A 22150-nucleotide genomic window follows, 5' to 3' on the forward strand; every position below is an offset into this window, starting at 1 on the left:
GGGAGCGCCGTGACCCGATACTGGTTCGGTTGACCTCCATGCGGCACGGGGACTGAGGGGTACTGGGATGAAACGCATGTTCGGGGCTTGCCGGCGGCTGTTGCTGGCGCTCACGCTGGTGCTCACCGCGACCACGGCGGCGGTGCCAGGGGTGGCGCAGGCGGTGGACTACCCGGGTGGCAAGCGGATCTACGCGGTCAGCATCGGCGGTTTCCACTCCGACAGCGGGCAGCAGTCCTTCGCCCGGCTGGCCATGTACTACTTCAACGGCAACGGCACGGTGACCGAGTCGTTCTGGTTCTGGGACTGGGGCACCGGCTACCCGCACGCCACCATCCGGCCCACCTCGGCCGGGTGCGACAACTGCGCGATCCACACCTCCGGCGGGTTCCAGGCAGGCGCCCCGACCAAGTCGCTCAACGGCACCTACACCAACAACGGCACCGAGGTCGTGATCACCTGGGACGGCGGGCAGACCGAGACCTGGGCGGTGGCCAAGCCGACCGAGCGGCTCAGCGCGATCAGCCTGACCGGCTCCAACTACGGCGCCAACGTCGGCAAGGGCTACGGCAGCAACGCCCCGCACGACACCTCGGTGCCGCTGACCAAGGTCCCCAAGCACAAGTACCTCGGCCGGTCCAACCACATCACCTACGTGGTGGCCACCGGTCAGATCACCACTGGCACCAACGCCTCGGTGATGGATCTGACCTCCACGGCCTGGAAGCAGTGCAACGGCGACTGCCTCAGCGCGGGCCTGCCCGCCTCGGAGAACGCCTGCACCGCCTGCAAACCCGGTGAGGTCAGGGCGATCCGGTACTACCTGGCCTCGGAGGGCGGGCGGAAGAACTACTACGAGCACCACTGCACCTGCCTGCGCCAGGGCAGCAACGACTGCTACGCCGGCGGCTCGCACATCAAGCCGCAGTTGCAGGTCATCGACGACGACGGGGTGCTGCACGGCTGGGTCGGCGTGGAAGCCTCCAACCGGCAGGCCAAGAGGGGCACCCTGGGCGTGCACTGGCACGTGGACGTCTGAGTGCCCCATCCCGCACCGCCTGAGCCGCCGACTCAGGCGGTGCGGGCCGCGGCGTCGAGGATGACCTCGGCCACCACGTCCGGCCGGGACACCGAGACCGCGTGCGAGGCGGCCACCCTGGTCACCACCGAGCCGGCCCGCTCGGCCATGAACTCCTGCGCCGCGGCCGGGATCGCGTTGTCCTGGCTCGCGATCAGCGCCCAGGAGGGCAGCTTCGACCAGGCGGGCACCCCGTCGAAGGCCGCGGCCAGCGCCCGCTCAGCCACCGGCCGCTGAGTTACCGCAAGCACCGCGGCGGTCTCGGCGGGCAGGTCGGCGGCGAACACCTCGGCGAAGTCCTCGGCCTTGATCGAGAGTTCCGCCTCGCCGTTGTGCGCCAACACGTTCGTGGTCTCCGGACCGAGCTTGCCGCCGGCGAACCGCCCGGCGAGACCGAACACGCTCTCCCCCGCCTCCGGCTGGAACGCGGCGATGTAGACCAGCGCGCGGACGTTCGGCAGGTCCGCGGCGGCCCGGGTGATCAGCACGCCGCCGTAGGAGTGGCCGACCAGGACCACGGGTCCGGGGATGTGGCCGGCCACCTCGGTGACGTAGGCGGCGTCGGAGTCCGTGCCGCGCAGCGGGTTGGCCACCGCGACGACCGGGAAGCCCTGCTCGCGGAGCCGGGTGATCACGCCGGTCCAGCTGGACGAGTCGGCGAACGCGCCGTGGACCAGGACGATGGTGGGCTTGGTGCTCATGGCAACTCCTCGACAGAACGATCGTTCTTTCTGCCGCAGACGCTACGGCCGTCCGGCAACCTGGACAAGGTGACGGACCCAACCTTGCGGAACGAACGTTCTGTCTCTAGGGTGCGGCGGATGGAGCTGGCGATCCTCATCGGCCTACAGGCCTCGGGCAAGACCACGTTCTACCGCCGGCGCCTGGCCGCCACGCACGAGCACGTCAGCAAGGACAACTTCCCCCGCGCCCGCCACCGGCAGCGCCGCCAGCTCCGCCTGATCGACGAGGCCCTGGCCGCGGGCCGGGACGTGGCCGTGGACAACACCAACCCGGATGCCGAGACCTGGCAGCCGCTGATCGAGCTCGGCCGCGGGCACGGGGCGCGGGTGGTGGCCTACTGGTTCCCGCCGGACCCGGTGGGCTCGGCGGCCCGGAACGCGTTGCGCCCGCTGGAAACCAGGGTGCCCGAGGTCGGTCTACGTGCCACCCTGGGACGCCTGCGCAGGCCCCGGCTCGCCGACGGCTTCGACGAGGTGCGGACGGTGCGCTTCGACGGCGCGGGCGGATTCACGGTGGAGGGGGCCGGGTGAACAGCGCGGAGTTCGAGGCGGCGCAGCGGGCGCGGGAGTGGTTCCAGGGGCTGACCCTGTTGCCGGGGGCGTGGGCGGTGCTGCGGCTGGACGGGCGCTCGTTCACCAGGTTCACCGAGCAGCGCTTCAGCAAGCCGTACGACGAGCGGTTCGCCGGGTTCATGGCCGAGACCGCGCGACTGCTGCTCACCGAGCTGGGCGGCCGGTTCGCCTACACCCAGAGCGATGAGATCTCGGTGCTGCTGCCACCGGAGTTCGCGTTGTTCGGGCGGCGGCAGGAGAAGCTGGTGTCGATCTCGGCCGGTCTCGCCTCGGCGGCGTTCACCCACGCGGCAGGCGCGCCCGCGCACTTCGACAGCCGGGTGTGGCTGGGCGGTTCCCCGGCCGAGGTGGCCGACTACTTCTCCTGGCGGCAGGCGGACGCGGCGCGCAACGCGCTCAACGCCTGGAGCTACTGGACCCTGCGCGGCGAGGGCCGCAGCGGCGGGCAGGCCACCGCGGAGCTGCGCGGGCTGCCGGAGGCGGCCAAGCACGAGCTGCTGTTCGCGCGCGGGATCAACTTCACCGCACTGCCCGCCTGGCAGCGGCGCGGGATCGGGCTGTGGTGGCAGGCGGTGCCGGTGACCGGGTTCGATCCGGTGCGGGAGACCGAGGTGACCAGCAGTCGCCGCCGGGTGCACGTGGAGCGGGAGCTGCCGGTGCGGCGGGAGTACCGGGAACTGGTGCTGGCCCAGGCCGGTTCCGGAGTCGCGACCGGGCGTGCGCCGACGGCGGATTGACTTCCCCGCCCGGCGGGCAATGCTCGGATCATGCGGTGGTCGACCCCGATCTGTCACTCGCCCTGAGCGCGGGCGAAGCGGTCGGTGGCGGCGATGATCGCCGCGGTCAGGCCGCCGCCGGTGTGACCGGTGTCGTCGAGGACCACCAGCTCGCTTCCTGGCCAGGCCCGGTGCAGCGCCCAGGCGGTGTCCAGTGGGCTGCTGACGTCGTAACGCCCGTGGATCAGCACGGCCGGAATCCCGTGCAACCGCTCGATGCCACGCTGTAGCTGCCCCTCCTCCAGGAAGCAGCCGTGGGACCAGTAGTGGGTCACGATGCGGGCGAAGGCCAGCTGGAACGCCGGGTCGGCCACCGACAGGCGGGGTGCGGCGTCGGGGGCCAGCGACATGTGCGTGTCCTCCCACTCGCACCACCCGCGGGCGGCCTGGGCGCGGACCTCGGGGTCGGGGTCGTGCAGCAGCTTGCTGTAGGCGGCGGACAGGTCGCCGTCGCGTTCGGCGGCCGGCACGCCGTCGCGGAATCTTTCCCACTCGCGCGGGAAGACGCGGCCCATGTCCCGGGTGATCCAGTCGGTGTCGCGGCGGTCGCCGTTGGTCACCGCCGCGAGCACCAGTTCGCTCACCCGTTCCGGATGCGCCTGCGCGTAGGCCAGGGCGAGGGTGACGCCCCACGAGCCGCCCCACACCAGCCAGCGATCGAGGCCCAGGTGCACCCGCAGGGCCTCGATGTCGGCGATGAGGTGCTGGGTGGTGTTGGCCGACAGGTCGACGACCGGGTCGGTGGCCGACGGGGTGCTGCGCCCGGAGTTGCGCTGGTCGAACTGGACCACCCGGTACCGGTCCGGGTCGAACAGGCTCCGCCTGGCCGGCGTGCTGCCCGACCCGGGACCGCCGTGCAGCACGACGGCCGGTTTGCCGCCGGGGTTGCCCGAGACCTCCCAGTACAGCGAATGACCGTCGCCGACCTCCAGCATTCCGGTCTCGTCTGGCTCACTCAGTGGATAACGCCCGTCGCCGGATGTGGTCGCCATGCAGCCATGATCGCGCACCGGTCAACGCGGAATACTGAACACCAGTTCCAGTGCGGCCTTGCCCGGGTGCAGGCGGTACTGCGGCAGCACGCCCGGTCCGCAGGAGGCGGTGCCCAGGCCGTGGTGGGCCAGGTCCAGGTGGAGGTGGACCTGGTCGGTCGGGTGGAGGTCGGTGGCGTGGGTGGCGGCGTCCAGGTCGGCCGTGGTCCAGCGGCGGGCGGTGAGGTCGAAGGTCGGCACGCCCGCGATCCGGAAGCACTGGCCGTCCACTGTGGACAGTTCAGCCCAGCGGACGTCGACGCGGTTGCCGTTCTCCTGCGGGAAGACGTACGGGGTGTGCAGGTCGTCCACCGAGGCGGTGTAGCGGCCGATGCGGGCGGACTGCCGGCTGTCGGGGTAGGCCTCGCCCGGGCCGCCGCCGAACCACTCGACCTGGCCGAACTCCGCCGGGATGGCCAGGTGCAGGCCGAGGCGGGGCAGGGTGCACGGCCATTCGCCTTCGGGTTCCAGGTCCAGGCGGAGGCGGAGGGTGTCCTGGTCGGCGGTCCAGCGGTAGTCGGCGAGCAGGGCGAAGGACAGGCCGGGCGGGGCCACCCTGGTGCGGACCAGCAGCTCGGTGTCGGCGAGGTGGATCTCGCTGATGCGGTGCTGGAGGCGGTGCAGGCCGGCCGCGCGCCAGGTGCCGGCTTCCGAGGGGTGGCCACCGCGGTCGTTGTCGGTGGTGGCGCGCCAGAGGTCCAGCCGGGGGCCGGTGACCTGGTGGCCGCCGAGGGAGACCAGCCCGCCGGTGGTGGGGTCGAAGGCCCCGATGCCCAGGCGCAGACCGGCCGGGGCGTGCAGCAGGCGGGTGGCGCCGGTGCGGGCCGGGGTGGTGGCCGGGGCGATCGGGAGCTGACCCCAGGCGACCTGGTGACCGGCGGGGGCCCAGCGGGTGCCGGTGGCCAGGACGGCGCGGATGGTGAGCCAGGTTTCGCCGTCGGTGGCGGGGAGCTCGGGGAGCGGGAGGTCGACCGACTGTCCGGAGTGGACGGTGGGCACGGGCAGGTCGCCGGTGGCCACCGGGATGCCTTCGGCTTCCAGGGTCCAGTGGAAGCTGAGGTGGTCCAGGGGGCGGTAGTCGTGGTGGTTGTGCACGCGGATGCCGTTGGGGGCGGCGGTGATCCGGACCGGTTCGTAGATCTTGGCCAGCTCGATCAAGCCGGGCGAGGGGGTGCGGTCGGGGAAGAGCAGGCCGTCGATGACGAAGTTGCCGTCGTGGACGGACTCGCCGAAGTCGCCGCCGTAGGCGTAGTACTCGCGGCCGTCCGGCGTGCGCTGGAGCAGGCCGTGGTCGATCCACTCCCAGATGAAGCCGCCCTGGCAGCGCGGGTGGCGCTCGAACAGCTCGCGGTACTCCAGCAGGCCGCCGGGGCCGGTGCCCATGGCGTGCGCGTACTCGCACAGCAGGAACGGCAGCTCGGCGTGGCGTGGGTTGTCCACCTCGCCGCGGCCGATCTGCTCGACCTCCTGGTGGGAGGCGTACATCCGGCTGTAGACGTCGACGTAGGCGCAGTCGTGGTCGCCCTCGTAGTGGATCGGCCTGCCGGGGTCGCGGTCGCGGGCCCACTCGGCCATCCGCCGGAAGTTGGCGCCGGTGTGGCCCTCGTTGCCCAGCGACCACAGCACGATGCTCGGGTGGTTTTTGTCCCGTTCCACCATGCGGCGCATGCGGTCCAGGTAGGCGTCCGTCCACTGTGGATCGTCACTGGGGTTGCCTGCCCAGTCGAGCCGCTCGAAGCCGTGGGTCTCCAGGTCGCACTCGTCGATGACCCACAGGCCGTACTCGTCGCACAGGTCCAGGAAGGCGGGGTCGGGCGGGTAGTGGCTGGTGCGCACGGCGTTGATGTTGTGCCGCTTCATCAGCTCCACGTCGGCCACCGCGATCTCGCGGGGCACCGCGCGGCCGTGGCGGGGGTCGTGCTCGTGCCGGTTGACACCGCGGAAGAACACCCGCTGCCCGTTGACCTTGAGCTGACCGTCCTCAATGGACACCGTGCGGAAGCCGATCCGGACCGGCACCCGCTCGGCGTCGGTGGCCAGTTCGCCGTGGTACAGGCGGGGTTGTTCGGCGCTCCACGGCTCCACGGCGGGCAGTTCGACCGGCTGGGCGGCCGGGTGGTCGTGCAGGTCGAGCTCGGGAATACTGAGGCGGGCGCCGGGCACGGTGTCCACGGTGATGGTGCCGCGGCCGGTGGTGTGGTCGTAGTCGGCGCGCAGCCAGTAGTCGCCGATGCCGCCGGTGGGACGGGCGAGCAGGGTGACCGAGCGGAAGATGCCGGAGAGCCACCACATGTCCTGGTCTTCCAGGTAGCTGGCCGCCGACCACTGGTGCACCCGCACCGCCAGCAGGTTCTCCCCCGCCCGCAGCAGCGGCCCGACCTCGAACTCCGAGGGCAGCCTGCTGCCCTTGGTGACGCCCAGTTCGGTGCCGTTGAGCCAGATCCGGGCGCAGGAGTCGATGCCGTCGAAGCGCAGCACCGCGGGCTGGGTCAGCCAGTCGGCGTCCAGGGTGAAGGTGTGCCGGTAGCTGCCGGTCGGGTTGTCCGAGGGCACCCGCGGCGGGTCGACCGGGAAGGGGTAGACCACGTTGGTGTAAGCCGGTTTGCCGTGGCCGTGCAGCTGCCAGTGCGCGGGCACCGGCAGGCCGGTCCAGGCGGAGTCGTCGAACTCCGGGTGCTCGATGCCCTCCGGCGCGGCCGCGAGGCTGGGCGAGAGCTGGAAGCGCCAGTCGCCGTTGAGGGACAGCGAACGCGCGTCCGAGCGGAAGTGCGCGCGCGGGGACAGGCTGCCGTGGCCCGGGGACGGGTCCTCGACGTAGGACGGCGACATGGCTTCCTTTCCTGGGATGGCTGCTCAACCCTTGCGGGCGTCGAGCCAGCGTCATCGAGGACCCTTTCGGGCGGGTCCGTGAACGTTCACGTGAACGCTCACGGGATGGTCGAAGTCTCACCCCCGCCGGCCGCGACTGTCAAGCAGTGCCCAGGTCACGGCCATGGAGATAGGTCAGCACGGCCAGCACGCGGCGGTTGGTGGTGTCGTCGGTGATACCGAGTTTGCCGAAGATCGAGGTGGTGTACTTGCTGATGGCGCTCTCGCTGAGGAACAGCCGCCGGCCGATGGCGTGGTTGGCCAGTCCCTCGGCCATCAGGGCGAGCACCGAGTGCTCGCGTTCGGTGAGCCGCGCCAGCCGCCGGTTGGACGTGCCGCTGGCCAGGAGTTTGGCGATCACGGCCGGGTCGATCGCGGTGCCGCCGCCCGCCACGCGCTGGAGGGCGTCCATGAACTGGTCGGCGTCGAAGACGTTCTCCTTGAGGAAGTAGCCGACTCCCCCGGCGCCGTCGGCGAGCAGCTCGCGGGCGTAGAGCTGCTCGACGTGCTGGGACAGGATCAGCACCGGCAGGCCGGGGACCTCCTTGCGGGCGGCCAGCGCGGCCCGCAGCCCTTCGTCGGACTGGGTCGGTGGCATCCGGACGTCGACGATGGCGACCTCCGGGCGGTGGGTCAGCAGCGCGTCCAGGGTCTCCGGTCCGGTGCCCGCGGTGGCCACCACCTCGTGCCCGAACGCCTCCAGCAGGCGGACCATGCCGTCGCGCAGCAGGTAGAGGTCCTCGGCTACCAGGATTCGCATGGCACCATCATCCGCGCTCGGGTCGGGCCGCCGGGCGGGCTGTCGATCTCCAGGGTGCCGTCGAAGACCGCGAGGCGGCGGCGCAGGCCGTCGAGTCCGCCGCCGGGCCGGGCGAGCGCGCCGCCCCGGCCGTTGTCCGCCAGGTCGACCACGATCGCGTTGTCCTGGCGGGTGATCACGATCCGCGCCTCGCTGGCGTGGGCGTGTTTGACCGCGTTGGTGAGCAGTTCGGCGATGCCGAAGTACACCGCGGACTCGATCGGCGGGTCCAGGGGCGGCAGGTCCTCGGCGCTGACCTCGGTCTCCAGCGGGCTGTCCAGGGCGAGGGCGCGCACGGCGTCGGTCAGGCCGCGTTCGGTCAGCACCGGCGGGCTGATGCCGCGCACCAGCTCCCGGATCTCGGTCAGCGAGGTGGCCGCGCCGGTCCGTGCCTGCCGCAGCAGCGCCTTGGCCTGCTCCGGGTTGGTCTCCATCAGCTTCTCCGCGGTGGCCAGGGAGAGGCCGAGCGCGACCAGGCGGGCCTGCGCGCCGTCGTGCAGGTCCCGTTCGATCCGGCGGATCTCGGCGGCCTGGGTGACCGTGGCGTCCGCGCGCTGGGCGGTCAGCTCCTCCACCCGGTCGGCCAGCGCCATGGTGACGGAGGCGCGCAGGAACCGGACGGCCACCGGTTCGAGGGCCCGCCAGGCGTACGGGGCGGTGGCCACGGCCACCAGCAGGCCGAGCACGCCGATGACGGGCGAGCCCTGGAGCAGTCCGAGGAGCGCGACCGCCACCCCGGCAGGCGGGACCGCGGCGAGCACGCCGACGGTGAGCGGTGCGATCGCGGTGAACCGCAGGTCGCGCCAGGTGGCCGGATCGCTCCACCACAGCCGCAGCCGCTGGTCCTGGCGGGCGTCCCGGCTGGTCCGCTCGTAGGAGAAGCCGTTCCACCAGTACCCGGTGGACATCCGCACCACCGGCGCGGCCTGCCGGTACCCGCCCGGGATCACGGTGCCGGTCCACCTGGATACGAGGCCGCGAGTCAGCCTGCACACCGGACGGGACAGCGCGACGGTGCCGATCCCCGCCCAGGCGAACGGCGCGAGCCAGGACCACGGGCCCGCGCCCCACCAGATCCACAGCCCCGCCGCGGCGGCCCACAGCACCGGCACCAGCAGGACGACCGCCAGCACGGCGCAGGCCCGCAGGAAGCCCGTGCCGGCACCGGCCAGCCAGATCACCAGCTTGCTCATGTGTCCACTGTGCACCCGCGGGGCCGGCTCCGGGAGTGGGGCCAGACCCACTCCGCCGGGCGTCCAGACCCATACCGGCCCGGCCGCGCGCTGCCTAGCGTCGAGTCCACATCGGACAACAGCAGGGAGCGGAAACATGGGCACAGTGAAGAAACTCGTCGCCGTCTACGGGGTGATCAGTGTCGCGGTCCTCGCCGTGGTGATCATCCTCTCGGCCACCGGTGGCGAGGTGAGCTCGTTCATGTGGGGTCGCGCGGGCGGCATGGTGGCCAGCGCCGTGGTGACCTACTGGCTGGCCGAGCGAGCCGCGCGCGGGGCCCGGTGGGCGTATGTGCGGGTGCGGATCATCTGCGTGGTGGTGCCGATCGCGGTCATCGCCATGGACAGCATTCCCGGCGCGCTGCCGGTGTGGTTCGCCGCGACGCAGATCGCGGGCGCGCTCGCGCTCATCCCGGCCGCGGTGCTGGTCAACCGGGCCGGGCTGCGCGCGGCCTTTCCCAAGCCGAGCTGACCGGTCACTCCTCGGTGGCGCTCGCCCTCCCCTCCGCGGTGTAGCGCAGCAGGAAGGCGAGCACCCCGGCGATGGCCGCGGTGACGCAGGCCAGGTCGGTGACCGGGCCGCCGAAGGTCTTGACCAGCGAGCCGGAGCCGAGCAGCAGGCCGAGGGACTGGCCTGCCACGGCCAGCACCCCGGCGAGCAGGAACGCGAGCAGGCACAGGCGGCTGGCGGTGAGCAGGACGCGGTGCACGGGCGCACTCTCCTTCGCGGTCAGCTGGGCAGCCACAGCACGCCGACGGCCAGCAGCACGCCGAAGAGCAGGGTGGGCAGCAGGTAGTAGAGGACGACCGGGACGAACACGCGCACCGGGTTGATCTCGGCGATGCCCGCGGCCACGTACAGCGGCGCGGCGCCGGGCGGAGAGCAGCCTTCGGAACTGGCCCAGACCAGGATCGCGGCGAAGGCCACGTGCGGCGGGATACCGGCCGCGGTCAGCGCGGCGAAGGCGACCGGGCCGACCGCGGCCACCGTGGAGGTGGTGTTGAGCGGTCCGGCCACGACCACGATCACCAGGCCGACCACGATGGCCGCGACCAGCGGCGACACCCCGGTCAGCCCGGCCAGCAGCGGGGTGAGCTGGGCGCCCAGGCCCAGGGTGCTGAGCACGTTGGAGGCGGCGAAGGCGGCGATCATGGTGACGCCGACGAGGCCGAGCTTCGGGCCGACCCGGCCCAGCAGCTCCCACCACTGGGCCCGGCCCGAGGGCAGGGAGCGCCGTTCCACCAGGAGTCCGGCCAGCAGCAGCACCACCGGCAGCCAGACCAGCAGCGGGACCTCCTTGGCCACCGAGACCCCGGTGTGCGCGGAGACCAGGTCGCTGGTGGGTGGCGCGGTGAGCAGGACCGGCACCGCGATGGAGGCCAGCACCAGCAGCGAGGTCCAGCCCGCGCGGAAGGAGCGGCGGAACGGGTGCACGTCGGCCGGGTTCATCGCGCCCACCCCGCGCCTGGCCACGATCGCGTAGGCCACGATCAGGCGCATCACCACCATCCACGCGCCGGTGACGAACATGGTGGCCACCATGCCGCCGGTGCCCAGCACGGGCAGCACGGTCGGCGCGGCCAGCAGGATGAAGAACGCGCCGCTGAACGGGAAGGTCGCGCCGACGCCCGCGTTGCCGGACAGGACGAGCGCGGCGGTCTCCCCGCTGGCGCCGGAGCGCTTCATCCACGGGATGGTGATGGAGCCGATGGTGGCCACGATCGCCGCGCCGTTGTGCGCGACCGCGCCGAACAGTCCGGAGGCCACCGTGGCGGCGTAGGCCGAGCCGCCGCGGCGGCGGCCCAGCACCGAGCTGAGGATGTCGACCAGGCGCTGCACCAGGCCGGTCCTGGTGAGCAGTTCGCTGACGAAGACGAAGGCCAGCGCGGCGAAGGTGATCTCCGACTTCAGCCCGTCCACCAGGCCCTGCCAGCCGACCGCGAGCGCGTCCCGGCCGGCGAACGCGGCGGTGACCAGGAAGCCGACCACCATCGCCTCGCCGATGTTGCGCTTGAGCACGGCGTTCCACAGCACGATGGCGGCGATGAAGGCCACCAGGGCGTACACGGCGTTCATGCGGGCAGCAGCCCGGCCTCGGCGAAGGCGGCGACCGCCTCCGGGCCGGTGAGGAAGTCCAGCAGCTCGCGCGCCTGCGGACCCGCGGTCACGCCGAGTGCGATGGACAGTTCGCTGTACTGCTGGACCTCCTCCGGCAGCGGACCGGCGATCCGGACTTGCGGCACGAAGGCCAGTTCGCTGAGCTGTTGCACGGCGAGGTCGGCGCGGCCATCCAGGAGGGCTTCGGCGGTGAATCCCTTGGGCAGCACGGTGGCGCGGGCGTTCACCTGTTCCGCGATGCCCAGCTCCTCGATCAGGTTGGCGAAGTGGATGCCGCTGGCTCCGGTGCGGGAGTAGGCGACCGAGCGGGCCGAGGTGAGCGCAGTGCGCAGATCGTCCACTGTGGACAGATTGGGCAGGTCGGCCTCCGCTGGCACGGCAACGCCGATACCGCTGCGGGCCAGCGCTTTCTGGGAGGCCGGGTCGATGGCGCCCAGCTCGGCCAGGGCGGGGAAGGCCCCGGAGATCGCGATCAGCACCTCCGGCCGCGCACCCTCGGTGATGCGGTTGACCAGCACGGTGGTCGGGTCGTAGCTGACCTCGACCGGCGCGGCGGTGAAGGCGGGCAGCACCGCGTCCAGCGCGGTGCGCACGGAGAGCGCGCTGAACAGGGTGAGCGGTGGCTGGGTCATGGCGGGTCCGTTCGGCTGGGGACGAGGGTAGTGGGCAGGCCGCGGGTGAGCAGCAGGATCGCGGCGGTGTGTTCGAGCTCTTCCAGGGCGTCGAGCGCGGTGTCCGGGTCGGGGCCGCAGACCACGGGTCCGTGGTTGGCCAGCAGCAGGGCGTGGTGCTCGTGGGCGGCTTCGGCCACGAGTGGGCCGAGGGCCGGGTCGCCGGGTGCGTGGTAGGGCAGCAGCGGGAGCTTGCCGATGCGCAGGGTGAAGTAGGCGGTCAGCGGGGGGATGGCGTTGGCGGGGTCGAGTCCGGCCAGGCAGGACACCGCGGCGGCGTGGGTGGAATGGGTGTGCAGCACGGCATTCGCCTGCGGGCGCTGCCGCAGCACGGCCGCGTGCAGGAAGGCCTCTTTGGACGGTGGCGGGCCGCTGAGGTGCCGTCCGCGCAGGTCGATCTCGGACAGGTCCTCGGCGGTGAGTGAGCCCAGGGACGCGCCGGTCGGGGTGATGAGTAGGTGCTCGCCCGCGCGGAGGGAGACGTTGCCGGTGCGGCCGTGGGTGAGTCCGCGCGCGTGCAGCGCTCGGGCCGTGGCCACCACCTGCTCTCGCAGTTGCCGGGTCATGAGTCCGGTCCCGAGGCGGTGGCCAGCAGCTCGGGGCCGCCGAAGTTGCCGGATTTGAGCAGCAGCAAGGGATGTGCGGGGTCCACTGGCTTGATCCAGGGCACGCCGGGTGCGGCCTCGGTGCCGACCGCGCCGCCGCGCACGCCCAGCGCGGCCACCACCGCGCCGGAGGTCTCTCCCCCGGCGGTGATCAGCCTGCGGATGCCGCGTTCGACCAGGCCGAGCGCGATCAGGCCGGTGGCGCGCTCCAGGATTCGCGCCGAGTTCGCCACGCCCAGGATGTCCTGGACCTGGCGGAGTTCGGCCGGGCTCATCGAGGAGTAGATCAGCGGGCCGTCCGCGCCGGTGCTGTCGAACCAGGCGAGCGCGCGGGCGGCGAGGGCCTCGGGGTCGGGGAGGGCGACCGGGTCCAGGCGGTGTGCGGGCCTGCCCTGGCGGAGCAGTTCCGCGACCTGTTCCAGGGTGCGGGCCGAGCAGCTGCCGGAGAGCACCGCGGCCGGTCCGCTCGGGTGGAAGTCGTCCTCGGGTGGGCGGCCGCTGCCGGTGGCCGCGGCGAGACCGCCTGCCAAGCCCGCCGCTCCGGCGACCAGTGGCGCGTTCGCCAGTGCCCGGCCCAGCACCAGCAGGTCCTCCTCGGTGGTCGCGTCGGCGAGCAGGTAGCGGGCGGTGGCCTGCTGGATCGCTTGCCGCACAGCGGTTTCGCCCGCGCGCACGGTGTCGTGGGTGAGCAGGCCGACTGGCTGGTGGAGCTGGGCGTGCAGCAGGTGGACCAGGTTCGACTCGCGCATCGGGGTCACCGGGTGCTCGCGCATCGGCGAGTCGGCCAGCAGCTGGTCGCCGACGAACAGGTGGCCGCGGTACTGGGTGCGGCCGTGCCGCGGCGAGCTGGGCGTGGTCACCACGGGGTCGGCGTCCAGCGCGGTGGCCAGGGCGGCCAGTACCGGGCCGATGTTGCCGTCGCTGGTGGAGTCGAAGGTGGAGCAGTACTTGAAGTAGACCTGCCGGACCTGGCGTGCGCGCAACCATTTCAGGGCGCGCAGCGAGTCCGCGACCGCGGTGGCCGCCGGGGCCATCCGGCTGGTCAGCGCCACCACCACGGCCTCCGCCGCGGGCAGGTCCGGCTCCGGCACGCCGAAGTAGAGCAGGGTGCGCAACCCGTTGCGGCGCAAGGCCACGGCCACGTCGGTGGCCCCGGTGACGTCGTCGGCGATCGCCCCGATCATCGGCCCACCAACGCCTTCAGCCGTTCCGCCGCGCTGCGCGGGCCGGAGAACACCGGCAGGCCGGTCCGGGTGGCCAGCGGCGCGGTGGCCGGGGCGAGAGTGTACTGGGCCAGCAGCACAGCGTCCACAGTGGACAGATGGCGTTCAGCGGCCGTCAGCAGGAGGTTGGTCAGCTCCTCGCCGGTCGCGGTGAACGCCTCCGGCACGTGCAGGCCCACCAGCTGGGTTCCCGGCGCGCGGGCGCGGAGCCGGGTGAGTGAGTCGCGCAGCGCGGCCGCCACGGAGGCCAGTACCAGTACCCGGCGCGGACCGAGCGCCAGCAGGTCGTCGAAGGCGGCGTCGTCCGGGGCGAGCACGGGCACCGGCGCGGCGGTGGCGCGGGCCAGCTCGCCGTAGAGCGAGCAGGTCAGCAGCACCGCGTCCGCGCCGCCGCGCACCGCGTAGTCGATGAGTCGCCGCATCCGTTCGGCCAGGTCGGGGGTGAGGCCCTCGCTGGCGTCGGCCAGCAGCTTGTCGTCGAGCAGGGTCCACGGCTCCGCGGCCGGGAAGCGCTCGGCCAGCGCGGCGGTGGCCGGGCCGATCGCGCCGGGGGTCGCGTTGATCAGGGCCACCCTGGTCATCGGGTCTCCTGTCTGGTCCAGCCCAGCCCGTCGGGGCTGTGCGGGCGGTACTCGCAGCCGATCCAGCCCTCGTGCGCGCGCAGCGCCTCGAACACCGCGGGCCACGGGAGGTCGCCGGTGCCGGGCTCGCCACGGCCGGGCACGTCGGCGATCTGCACGTGGCTGGTCAGCGGCAGGAACTTGGCCAGCGCCGCCAGCAGGTCCGGTTCGTCCTGCTGGGCGTGGTAGACGTCGAAGAGCAGGCCGACGTGGTCCCCACCGACCGCTTCCACCGCGGCGGCGGCGTGGGCCTGGTCGTCGAGCAGGAAGCCCGGCGCGTCCCGTTTGTTCTGCGCTTCCAGCACGATCCGCACGCCGGAGTCGCGGGACTGCTGGGCCGCCCAGGCGATGTTGGCCACGTAGCAAGCGAAAGCGCGGTCGCGGCTGAGGTGCGCTGGCCGTTTTCCGGCAGGCACGTGCAGGAACGAGGCGCCCAGCTCGACCGCGTAGCCCAGGCCGAGGGCCAGTCCGGCGCGGAACTCGGCCCTGCGCTCCGGCAGGCAGGCGGTGCCCACCTCGCCGGGACCGCCCATCGGCGAGTTGATCAGCACCTGGGTCAGGCCCGCGTCGGAGAGCCTGCGGCGCAGCGTGGCGGCCGGGTGCGGATACGGGTCGGGGTACTCCACGGCGGTGAACCCGGCGGCGGCCGCGGCCGCGAAGCGCTGCTCGAAGGGCAGTTCGGTGAACAGCCACTTGAGGTTCGCGGCCAGCCGCGCGGTGCCGATCACCGGGTCACCCGCGCGTACTCGGGGTTGACCAGGTGCTGGGGTGCCCGGCCGTGCAGGACGTCGAGCACCTGGCGGGCGGCCAGCAGGCTGGAGCGGGAGCGAGCCTGGGTGGTCGCGCCGCCGATGTGCGCGGTGACCAGCACGTTGTCCAGGCCGCGCAGCCTGCTGTCGGCGGGCAACGGCTCCTGGGCCAGCACGTCCAGCGCCGCGCCGCCGAGGTGGCCCTCGGTCAGGGCGTCGGCCAGGGCGTCCTCGTCGACCACCTCGCCGCGGGCGGTGTTGATCAGGAACGCGCCGGGTTTCATGGCGCGCAAGGCTTTCGCGTCGATCAGGCCCCTGGTGGTCTCGTCCAGGAACAGGTGCAGGCTGACGAAGTCGGATTCGGCCAGCAGCTCGGGCAGCGGCAGGACCGGCACGCCGGTCTCGGCCAGGAAGTCGTGGTCCGGGAACGGATCGGTGGCCAGCACCCGCATGCCCAGCGCGAGCGCGAGTCGGGCCACGGTCTGGCCGATCGAGCCCAGCCCGACCAGGCCGAGGGTCGCGCCCTGGAGCTCAAGCCCGCTGCGCTGTGCCCAGTCGCCCGCGCGGACCCCGGCGATGTTCTGCGGGATGTGCCGGGCGCAGTTGAGCATCAGCGCGAGCACGTGCTCGGCGACCGAGCGGCGGTTCGCGCCGGGGGTGTGCGTGACGGCGACGCCGTGCCGGGTCGCCGCGGCCACGTCGATGTTGTCGTAGCCGGCCCCGCAGCGGCCGAACACCTTGAGCCGGGGCGCGGCCTCGATCACCTCGGCGGTGAACGCGTCCGTGCCCGCCACCACGGCGTCCGCCTCGCGCACGGCCTCGGCCAGCGCCTGGCCGGTGGCGCGGCGGTGGGCCGCGGCGGCGAAGACGGTGGTCAGCCCGGCTTCGGTGAGCAGCCGGTCCACCTCGCCGCCTGGCTCCAGGTAGGGCGTGGTGATGAGAACGCGGTAGGTCATGCGGAAACTATAGGATCGATGTCAATAGTATAGTTTTGGCGAGCGGGATATCGTGTCGCGACGACTAGGAGGGCGCATGGCTTCCCCGCGGAGGTCCGGCCGGCAGCCGCTCGCGGACCGGATGTACGAGGTGCTGCTCGCGCAGTTCACCGACGGAAAGTGGTCGGCGGGGGAACCGGTGAACATCGGCGCGCTCTCCCGCGAGCTCGACGTCAGCCAGACCCCGCTGCGCGAGGCGCTGGCCCGCCTGGAGCACACCGGGCTGGTGCAGCGGGAGGCGCTCAAGGGCTACCGGGTCGCGCCGCTGCTCAGCGAGCAGGAGCTGGTCAAGCTGATGGACGCCCGGCTGGTGCTGGAACCGGCGCTCGCGCACGAGGCGGCCCGGCGCACCACCCCGGAGTTCCTGGCCGAGGTGCTGGCCAGCGTCGAGGAGCTGGCCAGTGCCGCGAAGTCCCCGGATGACAAGGTGTTCAGCTCCTACTGGCTGATCGACGAGCGCTTCCACCAGCTGATCGCCACCCAGGCGGACAACCCGTTCCTGGCCAAGGCCTACCGCGCCCTCGGCGGCCAGGTGCAGCGGTTCCGGTTCTTCGCCAAGCTCGGCTCGGCCCGCGGCGCGCCCGGCCTGGCCGCCGAGGAGCACCGCGCGGTGTACCAGGCGCTGGCCGACGGCGACCCGGAGCGGGCGGCGGCGCGGATGCGCGAGCACATCGAGAACGCCAAGCAGCGGGTGCTGGCCGACCGGCGCTCGGTGGCGGCCGGCGACTAAGCGGCACGCGTGAAGTCAGTGATCAGTTCGAGGGCCGATTCCCGCCGGTAGCAGCGGCACGCACTGACCAGACTTGGCACCATGCAAGCCACGGACAGCGCGTTGCGCACCCACTTCGACACCGCGGTCGAAGGTTTCGCGGATCGGTTGCGGGCGGTGCCGCACACGGACTGGCAGAACCCCACGCCGTGCACCGAGTGGGACGTGCGTCAACTCGTCAACCACATGATCCAGGGAAGTCGCATCTACACCTCGCTCCTCCGCGGTGGGAGCAGTGCGGAGTTCATGGCAAGCCTGAACCAAGACCCGCTCGACAGCGATCCGGTGGCCACCTACCGGGACGCGGTGGCCGAGTGCCGGGCGGCGTTCCACCTCGCCGGTGCGCTCGACCGGACCGTCGACTATCCGTTCGGTCCCGTGCCTGGCCGGCAGTTGCTCGGCCTGTACGTGGTGGACGCGATCACGCACACCTGGGACCTCGCCCGCGCGGTCCGGCTCGACGAACGGCTCGACCCGCGCACAGTGCGCTGGGTCCTCGACAACTTCGAGTGGATCTACCACGGCGTCAGCGAAAGCCCCAGCACGGACGGACACCGCTACTACGGGCCACCGACGCAGGCACGGGCGTCGAACAGGTCCGAGCAGGACCGTCTCCTCCACCTGATGGGGCGCGAGCCGTAGGGCTAGGGCGTGTCCGCACAGTCCCGCCCGCGATAGCCGCGCCGGTTCGGCCGCTGGCGGCACGGCCGGAACGCCCGAATACACCCGGTATGAGGCCGTCCCGGCCGCACCGCCAGCGACCGAACCGATCACGACTCTCGCAGACGAGACTGTGCGGACACGCCCTAGGCGACCTCGGCTCAAGCGGAGCCGCGCAGCCGCAGTTCGCCGCGCACCACCAGGTCCTCCGGTGCGGCGGCGCGCTCGCCGGTGAGCAGCCGGGCCACGTCCTCGATGGCCAGCCTGCCCAGCCGGGTGGTGTCGATGGCCACGCTGGTCAGCGGCGGCTCCACCAGCGCGCCCAGCTCCAGGCCGTCGAAGCCGATCACCGCGAGGTCGGCCGGCACGCGCAGGCCGAGCCGGCGGGCCTCGCGCAGGGCACCGATGGCGATGATGTCGTTGAAGGTGAACAGCGCGGTCAGCTCCGGGTGCGCGGCGTGCAGCTCGGCGAAGGCCGCCGCTCCCCCGGCCACCGACTGGTCCGCGCCGAGCACCCAGGCCGGGTCCAGCTCCAGGCCCGCGGCGGTGGCGGCGGAGCGGAACCAGCGCTGGCGGATGCTGGGCGACGGCTTGCGGTTGTGGTCGAGCATGCCGATCCGGGTGTGCCCGGCGGCGATCAGGTGCGCCACCGCCTCGGCGATGCCCTGCGCACCCTCGATCCGGATCGAGCTGAACCGGGGGTTGCGGTGCTCGCGGCCGAGGAAGACCACCGGCAGCCCGCCGATGTGCCGTTCGATCTCGGCCTCGGGCTGGCTGAAGTAGCCGACCACCGCGTCCACCTGGGAGCCGATCACCCGCAGCGTGGCGATCTCCTGCTCGGCCTGGTCGGTGGTGTCGTGCACGACCACGTGCCAGTCCAGTGCCCTGGCCGCCTCCAGCGCGCTGGCCGCGATCTCGGTGAAGAACGGGTTGCGCAGGTCGGGGATGACCAGGCCGATGGTGACGGTGTCCTGCCGCACCAAGCCCCTGGCGAACCGGCTGGGCCGGTAGCCGAGGGCCCTGGCGGCCTCCAGCACCCGCGCCTTGGTGCCGCCGTCGATCTCGGCCTTGTCGTTGAGCGCGCGGGACACGGTCTGCCTGGACACCCCGGCAGACCGCGCCACGTCGTTGATCGTCACCCGCTTCATCGCCGACGAGTATGCCCTGACCTGCGCAGCCACCACTCGGCGGCGGACACGCAGAAGCCGAAGCTGACCCAGGTCGCGATGGCGTAGGCGGTCTTCGGCTCGACCACCTGGAACAGCGGCACGGTGAGCACCCGGTCCATCATGATCGAGATGGTCAGGGCGAAGCTGCGGATCATCCAGCGCCGGTGCTCGCGGAAGCGCCGCCGTCGCGCGGCCAGGTAGGCGGGCACGGTGACCCCCAGCCAGAGCACCGCGCCGGTCAGGTTGCCGATCATGGTCAGCGGCCCGCGTTCGCTGAGCGCGCCCACCACCAGCGCGGTCAGCCCGGCAGGCAGCACCCCGCCGAAGACGTAGATCCGCCCGACCCAGCGGTGCATCTGCAGCGACCAGGCGCGCAGCGCGGGCCAGATCTGGAAGCACACGGTCAGCAGCGCGATCGAACCGAAGATCACGTGCACGGCCAGCAGCGGGAAGTGCCAGTCCACCCCCGGCCGCAGCGGGGTGCGCGCCTGGGCGGGATCGGGTTGCAGGTAGGGCGGCAGCGAGACCAGCACGAACAGCACCGAGACCGCGAGCAGTGGGACGGTCCAGGGTCGCCGCAGCAACGGCTTCCGGGTTGCGCGCTCGCGCACAGTCGTCGTCACGGTGACCATCCCCCAGTTGGATCGGCCACGTGCTCGCGGCCTCGGCACCAGGAACTCTGCCCGCGGTGGCCGCCCCGGAGCCTCAGTCAGATCGACTGCACCTAGGGTCGGCTGAGTGATCCACGGCAGGCAGGCTGAGCGCGCCGCCCTCACCGCTCTGCTCCAGGACGCCCGCGCCGGGCGGGCCGGGGCGCTGGTGCTGCGCGGGGAAGCCGGTATCGGCAAGAGCACCCTGCTGCGGGACACCGAAGCCGCCGCCGAGGGGTTCGCGGTGCTGCGCTGCGCGGGGGTGGAGTCGGAGGTGCGGCAGCCCTTCAGCGGACTGCACCAGCTGCTGCACCCCGGACCGCTGCCCCTGGACGCCCTCTCCCCCGCCGCCGCGACCGCGCTGCGCCGCGCCCTCGGCCAGGAAGAAGGACCGCCCGGCTCGGAGCTGCTGCTGTGCGGGGCGCTGCTGGACCTGTTCGGGACCTTGGCGGCGCGGCAGCCGCTGCTGGTGCTGGTCGACGACTTGCAGTGGCTGGACCGGTCCTCGGCGACCGCGCTGGTCTTCGCCGCGCGCAGGCTCGGCGCGGAGAACCTGGCCGTGCTGCTGGCCGTCCGGTCGCCGGATGAGTCCACTGTGGACATCGCGGACCTGCCGGAGCTGCCACTGTCCGGTTTGGACAGTGCGGCCGCCGCCGGGCTGCTGGCCGAGCTGGACTGGCCCGCGCCGGAACCGGTGCGCGCGGCGGTGCTGGGCCACACCGGCGGCAATCCCCTCGCCCTGGTGGAGCTGGCCGCATTGGGCGGTCCCGGCGAGGTGGCCGAGGAGCTGGCGTTGCGCGGCACGCTGCCGGTGGGCGCGCGCATCCGGGCCGCCTTCCAGCGCCGCCTGGACGCGCTGCCCGAGCAGGCCCGCGCGGCGCTGCTGCTGGCCGCGGCCGAGGACTCCGGGCGCACCGCCGTGGTGCTGGGCGCGCTGCCCCGGCTCGGGCTGCCCGCCGGGGCGCTGGACGCGGCCTGCGCCGCCGGACTCGTTGACCTCACCGGGCCGCAGCTGCGGTTCCGGCATCCGCTGGTGCGCTCGGTGGCCTACGCCCAGGCCGCGTTCCCGGCGCGGGCGGCCGCGCACCGGGCGCTGGCCGAGGAAGCCGCGGCCCGCGGCGACCGGCAGCGGGCGGTGTGGCACCGGGCGGTCGCGGCCACCGAACCGGACGAGGAGCTGGCCGCCGAGCTGGAGCGGACCGCGGAGTCGGTGCGCGGCCGGGGCGGGGAGGCCGCGGTCACCGCCGTGCTGCGGCACGCCGCACGGCTGAGCACCACACCAGAAGGCCGCCGGGACCGGTTGCTGGCCGCGGCGTTCGTGGCGCTGGACTCCGGGCAGCCCGAGCTGGCCCGCGCGCTGGCCACGGAGATCATGGCCGAGCCCGCGCCCGCGGTGGTGCTGACCAGGCTCACCGCGACCATCGAGGCCTACAGCGGTCACCCCGACCTGGCCTGGCGGCAGCTCCAGCGCTGCGCCGAACTGCTGACCGACCCCCTGGAAGCGGCCTGGACACTGGTGCTCACCGCCAACGCCGCCTACCACGCCGACGACCTGGACGCCGCCCAGTCCGCCTCCGCCCGCATCGCCGAACTCGACCTGCCGCCCGCGGTGCGCCGCGCGGGCGAGCGGCTGCACCTGGCCATCCAGGCCGGCTGCGACCTGTGGGGACTGCTCGCCGAACTGACCCCGACCCAGCCCGCGGTGGGCGGCCGGGCCTGGATGTGGGTGCTGGCCATCGGCTGGCTCAGCCCGGACGCCCGCCAAGCGCTGGCCCTCGCCGAGGCGGCCCGCGGCCAGCTGCGCGCGGTCGGCTCGGCCGGTTCGCTGGTGGAACTGCTGTTCTGGCAGGCGGACCTGGCCTACCGCGCAGGCGACTGGGACGCCGGGGTGGCCGCCGCCGAGGAGGGCCTGCGCCTGACCCACGAGACCGGCCAGCGCGGCCAGCAGGCCAACCTGCACGCCCAACTGGCCCGCTACGCCGCCGCCAGGGGCCAGGCCGACCACTGCCGCGAACACGCCGCACGAGCGCTGGAGCTCGCCCTGCCACTGCGCCAGCGGTCCGCCGCGGCGGTGGCCGGCCACGCCCTGGGCCTGCTCGCCCTGGCCGAAGGCGACCCGGCCACCGCACTGACCCGCCTCGGCGAGGTGACCGCGCCCGGCGGCCCGCGCTCACACCGCCTGGTCACCCTGCACGCCCTACCCGACCTCGCCGAAGCCGCCCTCCGCCTGGACCGCCCGGACCTGGCGCACAACCTGCTGCCGGAGACCGCAACCTCACCGCTGCGCGAAGTCCCGTGGATCCACGCGGTGTTCGCCAGGGTGCGCGCCCTGGCCACCGGCGAACTCGCCGACCACGAACAGGCCATGGCCGCCGCCGAGGCCGCCGACCACCCGTTCGAGCTGGCCCGGACCGCGCTCCAGCTGGGTGCCCGGCTGCGCCGCGAAGGCCAGCCAGTCCGGGCCCGGCCCCCGCTGAGCACCGCCGCCGACCTGTTCACCCGCCTGGACGCCCGCCCATGGGCCGAACAGGCCGCCGCGGAGCTGCGCGCCGCGGGCGGCACGGCACCGGCGCGGGGCACCGCGGGCGAGGTGCTCAGTCCGCAGGAGCTGGCCGTGGCGCGGCTGGCGGCCCGCGGCCTGAGCAACCGCGAGATCGGCGAACACCTGTTCCTGAGCCCCCGCACAGTCGGCTCGCACCTGTACCGGCTGTTCCCGAAACTCGGCATCACCAGCCGCGCCCAGCTCCGCGACCTAGCGCTCTAGAAGAACAACTCCACCACCGCGTCACCACGACCGGTCCGGTGCAGCCGGACCTCGCG

The 22150-nt window shown here is 73.0% G+C and carries 22 protein-coding genes; 7 read left to right on the plus strand and 15 right to left on the minus strand.

Annotated features, from left to right (window positions below; translation table 11 throughout):
- The first annotated feature begins 67 nt into the window (after window positions 1–67).
- Window positions 68–1039, plus strand: a complete 972-nt coding sequence (locus tag M8C13_RS02815) for a hypothetical protein (RefSeq protein ID WP_252478822.1) — start codon at window positions 68–70, stop codon at window positions 1037–1039.
- A 32-nt stretch (window positions 1040–1071) separates the two neighbouring features.
- On the opposite strand, the gene M8C13_RS02820 is transcribed toward M8C13_RS02815, so the two are convergent.
- Window positions 1072–1779, minus strand: coding sequence for an alpha/beta fold hydrolase (locus M8C13_RS02820; protein ID WP_252478823.1), 708 nt, complete (start codon window positions 1777–1779; stop codon window positions 1072–1074).
- Between the two features lie 120 nt (window positions 1780–1899).
- Here M8C13_RS02820 and M8C13_RS02825 point away from each other — a divergent pair, with 120 nt between their 5' ends.
- Both M8C13_RS02825 and M8C13_RS02830 read left to right on the plus strand, forming a co-directional pair.
- Entirely contained in the window at window positions 1900–2352 is a 453-nt protein-coding gene (locus tag M8C13_RS02825; protein WP_252478824.1) for an ATP-binding protein, read from the plus strand.
- Complete coding sequence (locus M8C13_RS02830) at window positions 2349–3131, plus strand: tRNA(His) guanylyltransferase Thg1 family protein (protein ID WP_252478825.1); 783 nt, start codon at window positions 2349–2351, stop codon at window positions 3129–3131. Before M8C13_RS02825 ends, M8C13_RS02830 begins: the two co-directional genes overlap by 4 nt.
- Before the next feature lie 53 nt (window positions 3132–3184).
- On the opposite strand, the gene pip is transcribed toward M8C13_RS02830, so the two are convergent.
- The 4 genes from pip to M8C13_RS02850 all read right to left on the minus strand — a co-directional run bounded on the left by pip (window position 3185) and on the right by M8C13_RS02850 (window position 9061).
- Window positions 3185–4162, minus strand: coding sequence for a prolyl aminopeptidase (gene pip, locus M8C13_RS02835; RefSeq protein WP_252478826.1), 978 nt, complete (start codon window positions 4160–4162; stop codon window positions 3185–3187).
- Between the two features lie 21 nt (window positions 4163–4183).
- Window positions 4184–7030, minus strand: coding sequence for a glycoside hydrolase family 2 TIM barrel-domain containing protein (locus M8C13_RS02840; protein WP_252478827.1), 2847 nt, complete (start codon window positions 7028–7030; stop codon window positions 4184–4186).
- A 139-nt stretch (window positions 7031–7169) separates the two neighbouring features.
- Window positions 7170–7829: a response regulator transcription factor gene (locus tag M8C13_RS02845; RefSeq protein ID WP_252478828.1), complete on the minus strand. Its 660-nt coding sequence runs from the start codon at window positions 7827–7829 to the stop codon at window positions 7170–7172.
- Window positions 7814–9061, minus strand: coding sequence for a sensor histidine kinase (locus tag M8C13_RS02850; RefSeq protein WP_252478829.1), 1248 nt, complete (start codon window positions 9059–9061; stop codon window positions 7814–7816). The genes M8C13_RS02845 and M8C13_RS02850 overlap by 16 nt, the downstream gene beginning before the upstream one ends.
- A 136-nt stretch (window positions 9062–9197) precedes the next feature.
- Between M8C13_RS02850 and M8C13_RS02855 the strand changes: the two genes are divergently transcribed.
- On the plus strand, window positions 9198–9572 hold the full coding sequence (locus M8C13_RS02855; protein ID WP_252478830.1) for a hypothetical protein: 375 nt from the start codon (window positions 9198–9200) through the stop codon (window positions 9570–9572).
- Between the two features lie 4 nt (window positions 9573–9576).
- Here M8C13_RS02855 and M8C13_RS02860 read toward each other — a convergent pair whose 3' ends face one another.
- Genes M8C13_RS02860 through M8C13_RS02895 form a run of 8 tightly spaced genes read right to left on the minus strand, consistent with a single transcriptional unit; the run spans window position 9577 to window position 16043 of the window.
- Window positions 9577–9810 (minus strand): hypothetical protein, encoded by a 234-nt coding sequence (locus M8C13_RS02860; protein ID WP_252478831.1) that lies wholly within the window; start codon window positions 9808–9810, stop codon window positions 9577–9579.
- Window positions 9811–9830: 20 nt separating this feature from the next.
- A complete protein-coding gene (locus M8C13_RS02865; RefSeq protein WP_252478832.1) occupies window positions 9831–11177 on the minus strand; it encodes a TRAP transporter large permease subunit in 1347 nt (448 codons plus the stop codon).
- Entirely contained in the window at window positions 11174–11851 is a 678-nt protein-coding gene (locus M8C13_RS02870) for a substrate-binding domain-containing protein (RefSeq protein ID WP_252478833.1), read from the minus strand. The genes M8C13_RS02865 and M8C13_RS02870 overlap by 4 nt, the downstream gene beginning before the upstream one ends.
- A complete protein-coding gene (locus M8C13_RS02875) occupies window positions 11848–12456 on the minus strand; it encodes a class II aldolase/adducin family protein (RefSeq protein ID WP_252478834.1) in 609 nt (202 codons plus the stop codon). The genes M8C13_RS02870 and M8C13_RS02875 overlap by 4 nt, the downstream gene beginning before the upstream one ends.
- Window positions 12453–13679 (minus strand): 3-oxo-tetronate kinase, encoded by a 1227-nt coding sequence (gene otnK / locus M8C13_RS02880; protein WP_252478835.1) that lies wholly within the window; start codon window positions 13677–13679, stop codon window positions 12453–12455. Before otnK ends, M8C13_RS02875 begins: the two co-directional genes overlap by 4 nt.
- Window positions 13676–14299 carry an aspartate/glutamate racemase family protein gene (locus M8C13_RS02885; protein WP_252478836.1) on the minus strand — a complete coding sequence of 208 codons (624 nt, stop codon included), beginning with the start codon at window positions 14297–14299 and terminating at the stop codon, window positions 13676–13678. The genes otnK and M8C13_RS02885 overlap by 4 nt, the downstream gene beginning before the upstream one ends.
- On the minus strand, window positions 14296–15066 hold the full coding sequence (locus tag M8C13_RS02890) for a hydroxypyruvate isomerase family protein (RefSeq protein ID WP_252478837.1): 771 nt from the start codon (window positions 15064–15066) through the stop codon (window positions 14296–14298). The genes M8C13_RS02885 and M8C13_RS02890 overlap by 4 nt, the downstream gene beginning before the upstream one ends.
- Window positions 15063–16043: a phosphoglycerate dehydrogenase gene (locus tag M8C13_RS02895; RefSeq protein ID WP_252478838.1), complete on the minus strand. Its 981-nt coding sequence runs from the start codon at window positions 16041–16043 to the stop codon at window positions 15063–15065. The genes M8C13_RS02890 and M8C13_RS02895 overlap by 4 nt, the downstream gene beginning before the upstream one ends.
- Before the next feature lie 76 nt (window positions 16044–16119).
- Here M8C13_RS02895 and M8C13_RS02900 point away from each other — a divergent pair, with 76 nt between their 5' ends.
- Window positions 16120–16812: a GntR family transcriptional regulator gene (locus tag M8C13_RS02900; protein ID WP_252478839.1), complete on the plus strand. Its 693-nt coding sequence runs from the start codon at window positions 16120–16122 to the stop codon at window positions 16810–16812.
- A 102-nt stretch (window positions 16813–16914) separates the two neighbouring features.
- Window positions 16915–17493, plus strand: coding sequence for a TIGR03086 family metal-binding protein (locus M8C13_RS02905; RefSeq protein ID WP_252478840.1), 579 nt, complete (start codon window positions 16915–16917; stop codon window positions 17491–17493).
- A gap of 179 nt (window positions 17494–17672) precedes the next feature.
- On the opposite strand, the gene M8C13_RS02910 is transcribed toward M8C13_RS02905, so the two are convergent.
- Both M8C13_RS02910 and M8C13_RS02915 read right to left on the minus strand, forming a co-directional pair.
- The gene (locus M8C13_RS02910) at window positions 17673–18659 is read right to left on the minus strand and encodes a LacI family DNA-binding transcriptional regulator (protein WP_252478841.1); all 987 of its coding nucleotides are present in this window, start codon (window positions 18657–18659) and stop codon (window positions 17673–17675) included.
- On the minus strand, window positions 18656–19303 hold the full coding sequence (locus M8C13_RS02915) for a DUF2306 domain-containing protein (protein WP_252478842.1): 648 nt from the start codon (window positions 19301–19303) through the stop codon (window positions 18656–18658). Before M8C13_RS02915 ends, M8C13_RS02910 begins: the two co-directional genes overlap by 4 nt.
- Window positions 19304–19418: 115 nt before the next feature.
- Here M8C13_RS02915 and M8C13_RS45265 point away from each other — a divergent pair, with 115 nt between their 5' ends.
- The gene (locus tag M8C13_RS45265) at window positions 19419–22094 is read left to right on the plus strand and encodes an AAA family ATPase (protein WP_252478843.1); all 2676 of its coding nucleotides are present in this window, start codon (window positions 19419–19421) and stop codon (window positions 22092–22094) included.
- The last annotated feature ends 56 nt before the right edge of the window (window positions 22095–22150 follow it).

The organism is Crossiella sp. SN42 (assembly GCF_023897065.1).
Lineage (GTDB): Bacteria > Actinomycetota > Actinomycetes > Mycobacteriales > Pseudonocardiaceae > Crossiella.

Coding starts and splice junctions, on each gene's coding strand:
- otnK (WP_252478835.1), bottom strand. CDS start 13,679: ATGATCGGGGCGATCGCCGACGACGTCACCGGGGCCACCGACGTGGCC.
- M8C13_RS02870 (WP_252478833.1), bottom strand. CDS start 11,851: ATGACCCAGCCACCGCTCACCCTGTTCAGCGCGCTCTCCGTGCGCACC.
- M8C13_RS02910 (WP_252478841.1), bottom strand. CDS start 18,659: ATGAAGCGGGTGACGATCAACGACGTGGCGCGGTCTGCCGGGGTGTCC.
- M8C13_RS02845 (WP_252478828.1), bottom strand. CDS start 7,829: ATGCGAATCCTGGTAGCCGAGGACCTCTACCTGCTGCGCGACGGCATG.
- M8C13_RS02850 (WP_252478829.1), bottom strand. CDS start 9,061: ATGAGCAAGCTGGTGATCTGGCTGGCCGGTGCCGGCACGGGCTTCCTG.
- M8C13_RS02865 (WP_252478832.1), bottom strand. CDS start 11,177: ATGAACGCCGTGTACGCCCTGGTGGCCTTCATCGCCGCCATCGTGCTG.
- M8C13_RS02885 (WP_252478836.1), bottom strand. CDS start 14,299: ATGACCAGGGTGGCCCTGATCAACGCGACCCCCGGCGCGATCGGCCCG.
- M8C13_RS02895 (WP_252478838.1), bottom strand. CDS start 16,043: ATGACCTACCGCGTTCTCATCACCACGCCCTACCTGGAGCCAGGCGGC.
- pip (WP_252478826.1), bottom strand. CDS start 4,162: ATGGCGACCACATCCGGCGACGGGCGTTATCCACTGAGTGAGCCAGAC.
- M8C13_RS02900 (WP_252478839.1), top strand. CDS start 16,120: ATGGCTTCCCCGCGGAGGTCCGGCCGGCAGCCGCTCGCGGACCGGATG.
- M8C13_RS02815 (WP_252478822.1), top strand. CDS start 68: ATGAAACGCATGTTCGGGGCTTGCCGGCGGCTGTTGCTGGCGCTCACG.
- M8C13_RS02825 (WP_252478824.1), top strand. CDS start 1,900: ATGGAGCTGGCGATCCTCATCGGCCTACAGGCCTCGGGCAAGACCACG.
- M8C13_RS02840 (WP_252478827.1), bottom strand. CDS start 7,030: ATGTCGCCGTCCTACGTCGAGGACCCGTCCCCGGGCCACGGCAGCCTG.
- M8C13_RS02875 (WP_252478834.1), bottom strand. CDS start 12,456: ATGACCCGGCAACTGCGAGAGCAGGTGGTGGCCACGGCCCGAGCGCTG.
- M8C13_RS02855 (WP_252478830.1), top strand. CDS start 9,198: ATGGGCACAGTGAAGAAACTCGTCGCCGTCTACGGGGTGATCAGTGTC.
- M8C13_RS02820 (WP_252478823.1), bottom strand. CDS start 1,779: ATGAGCACCAAGCCCACCATCGTCCTGGTCCACGGCGCGTTCGCCGAC.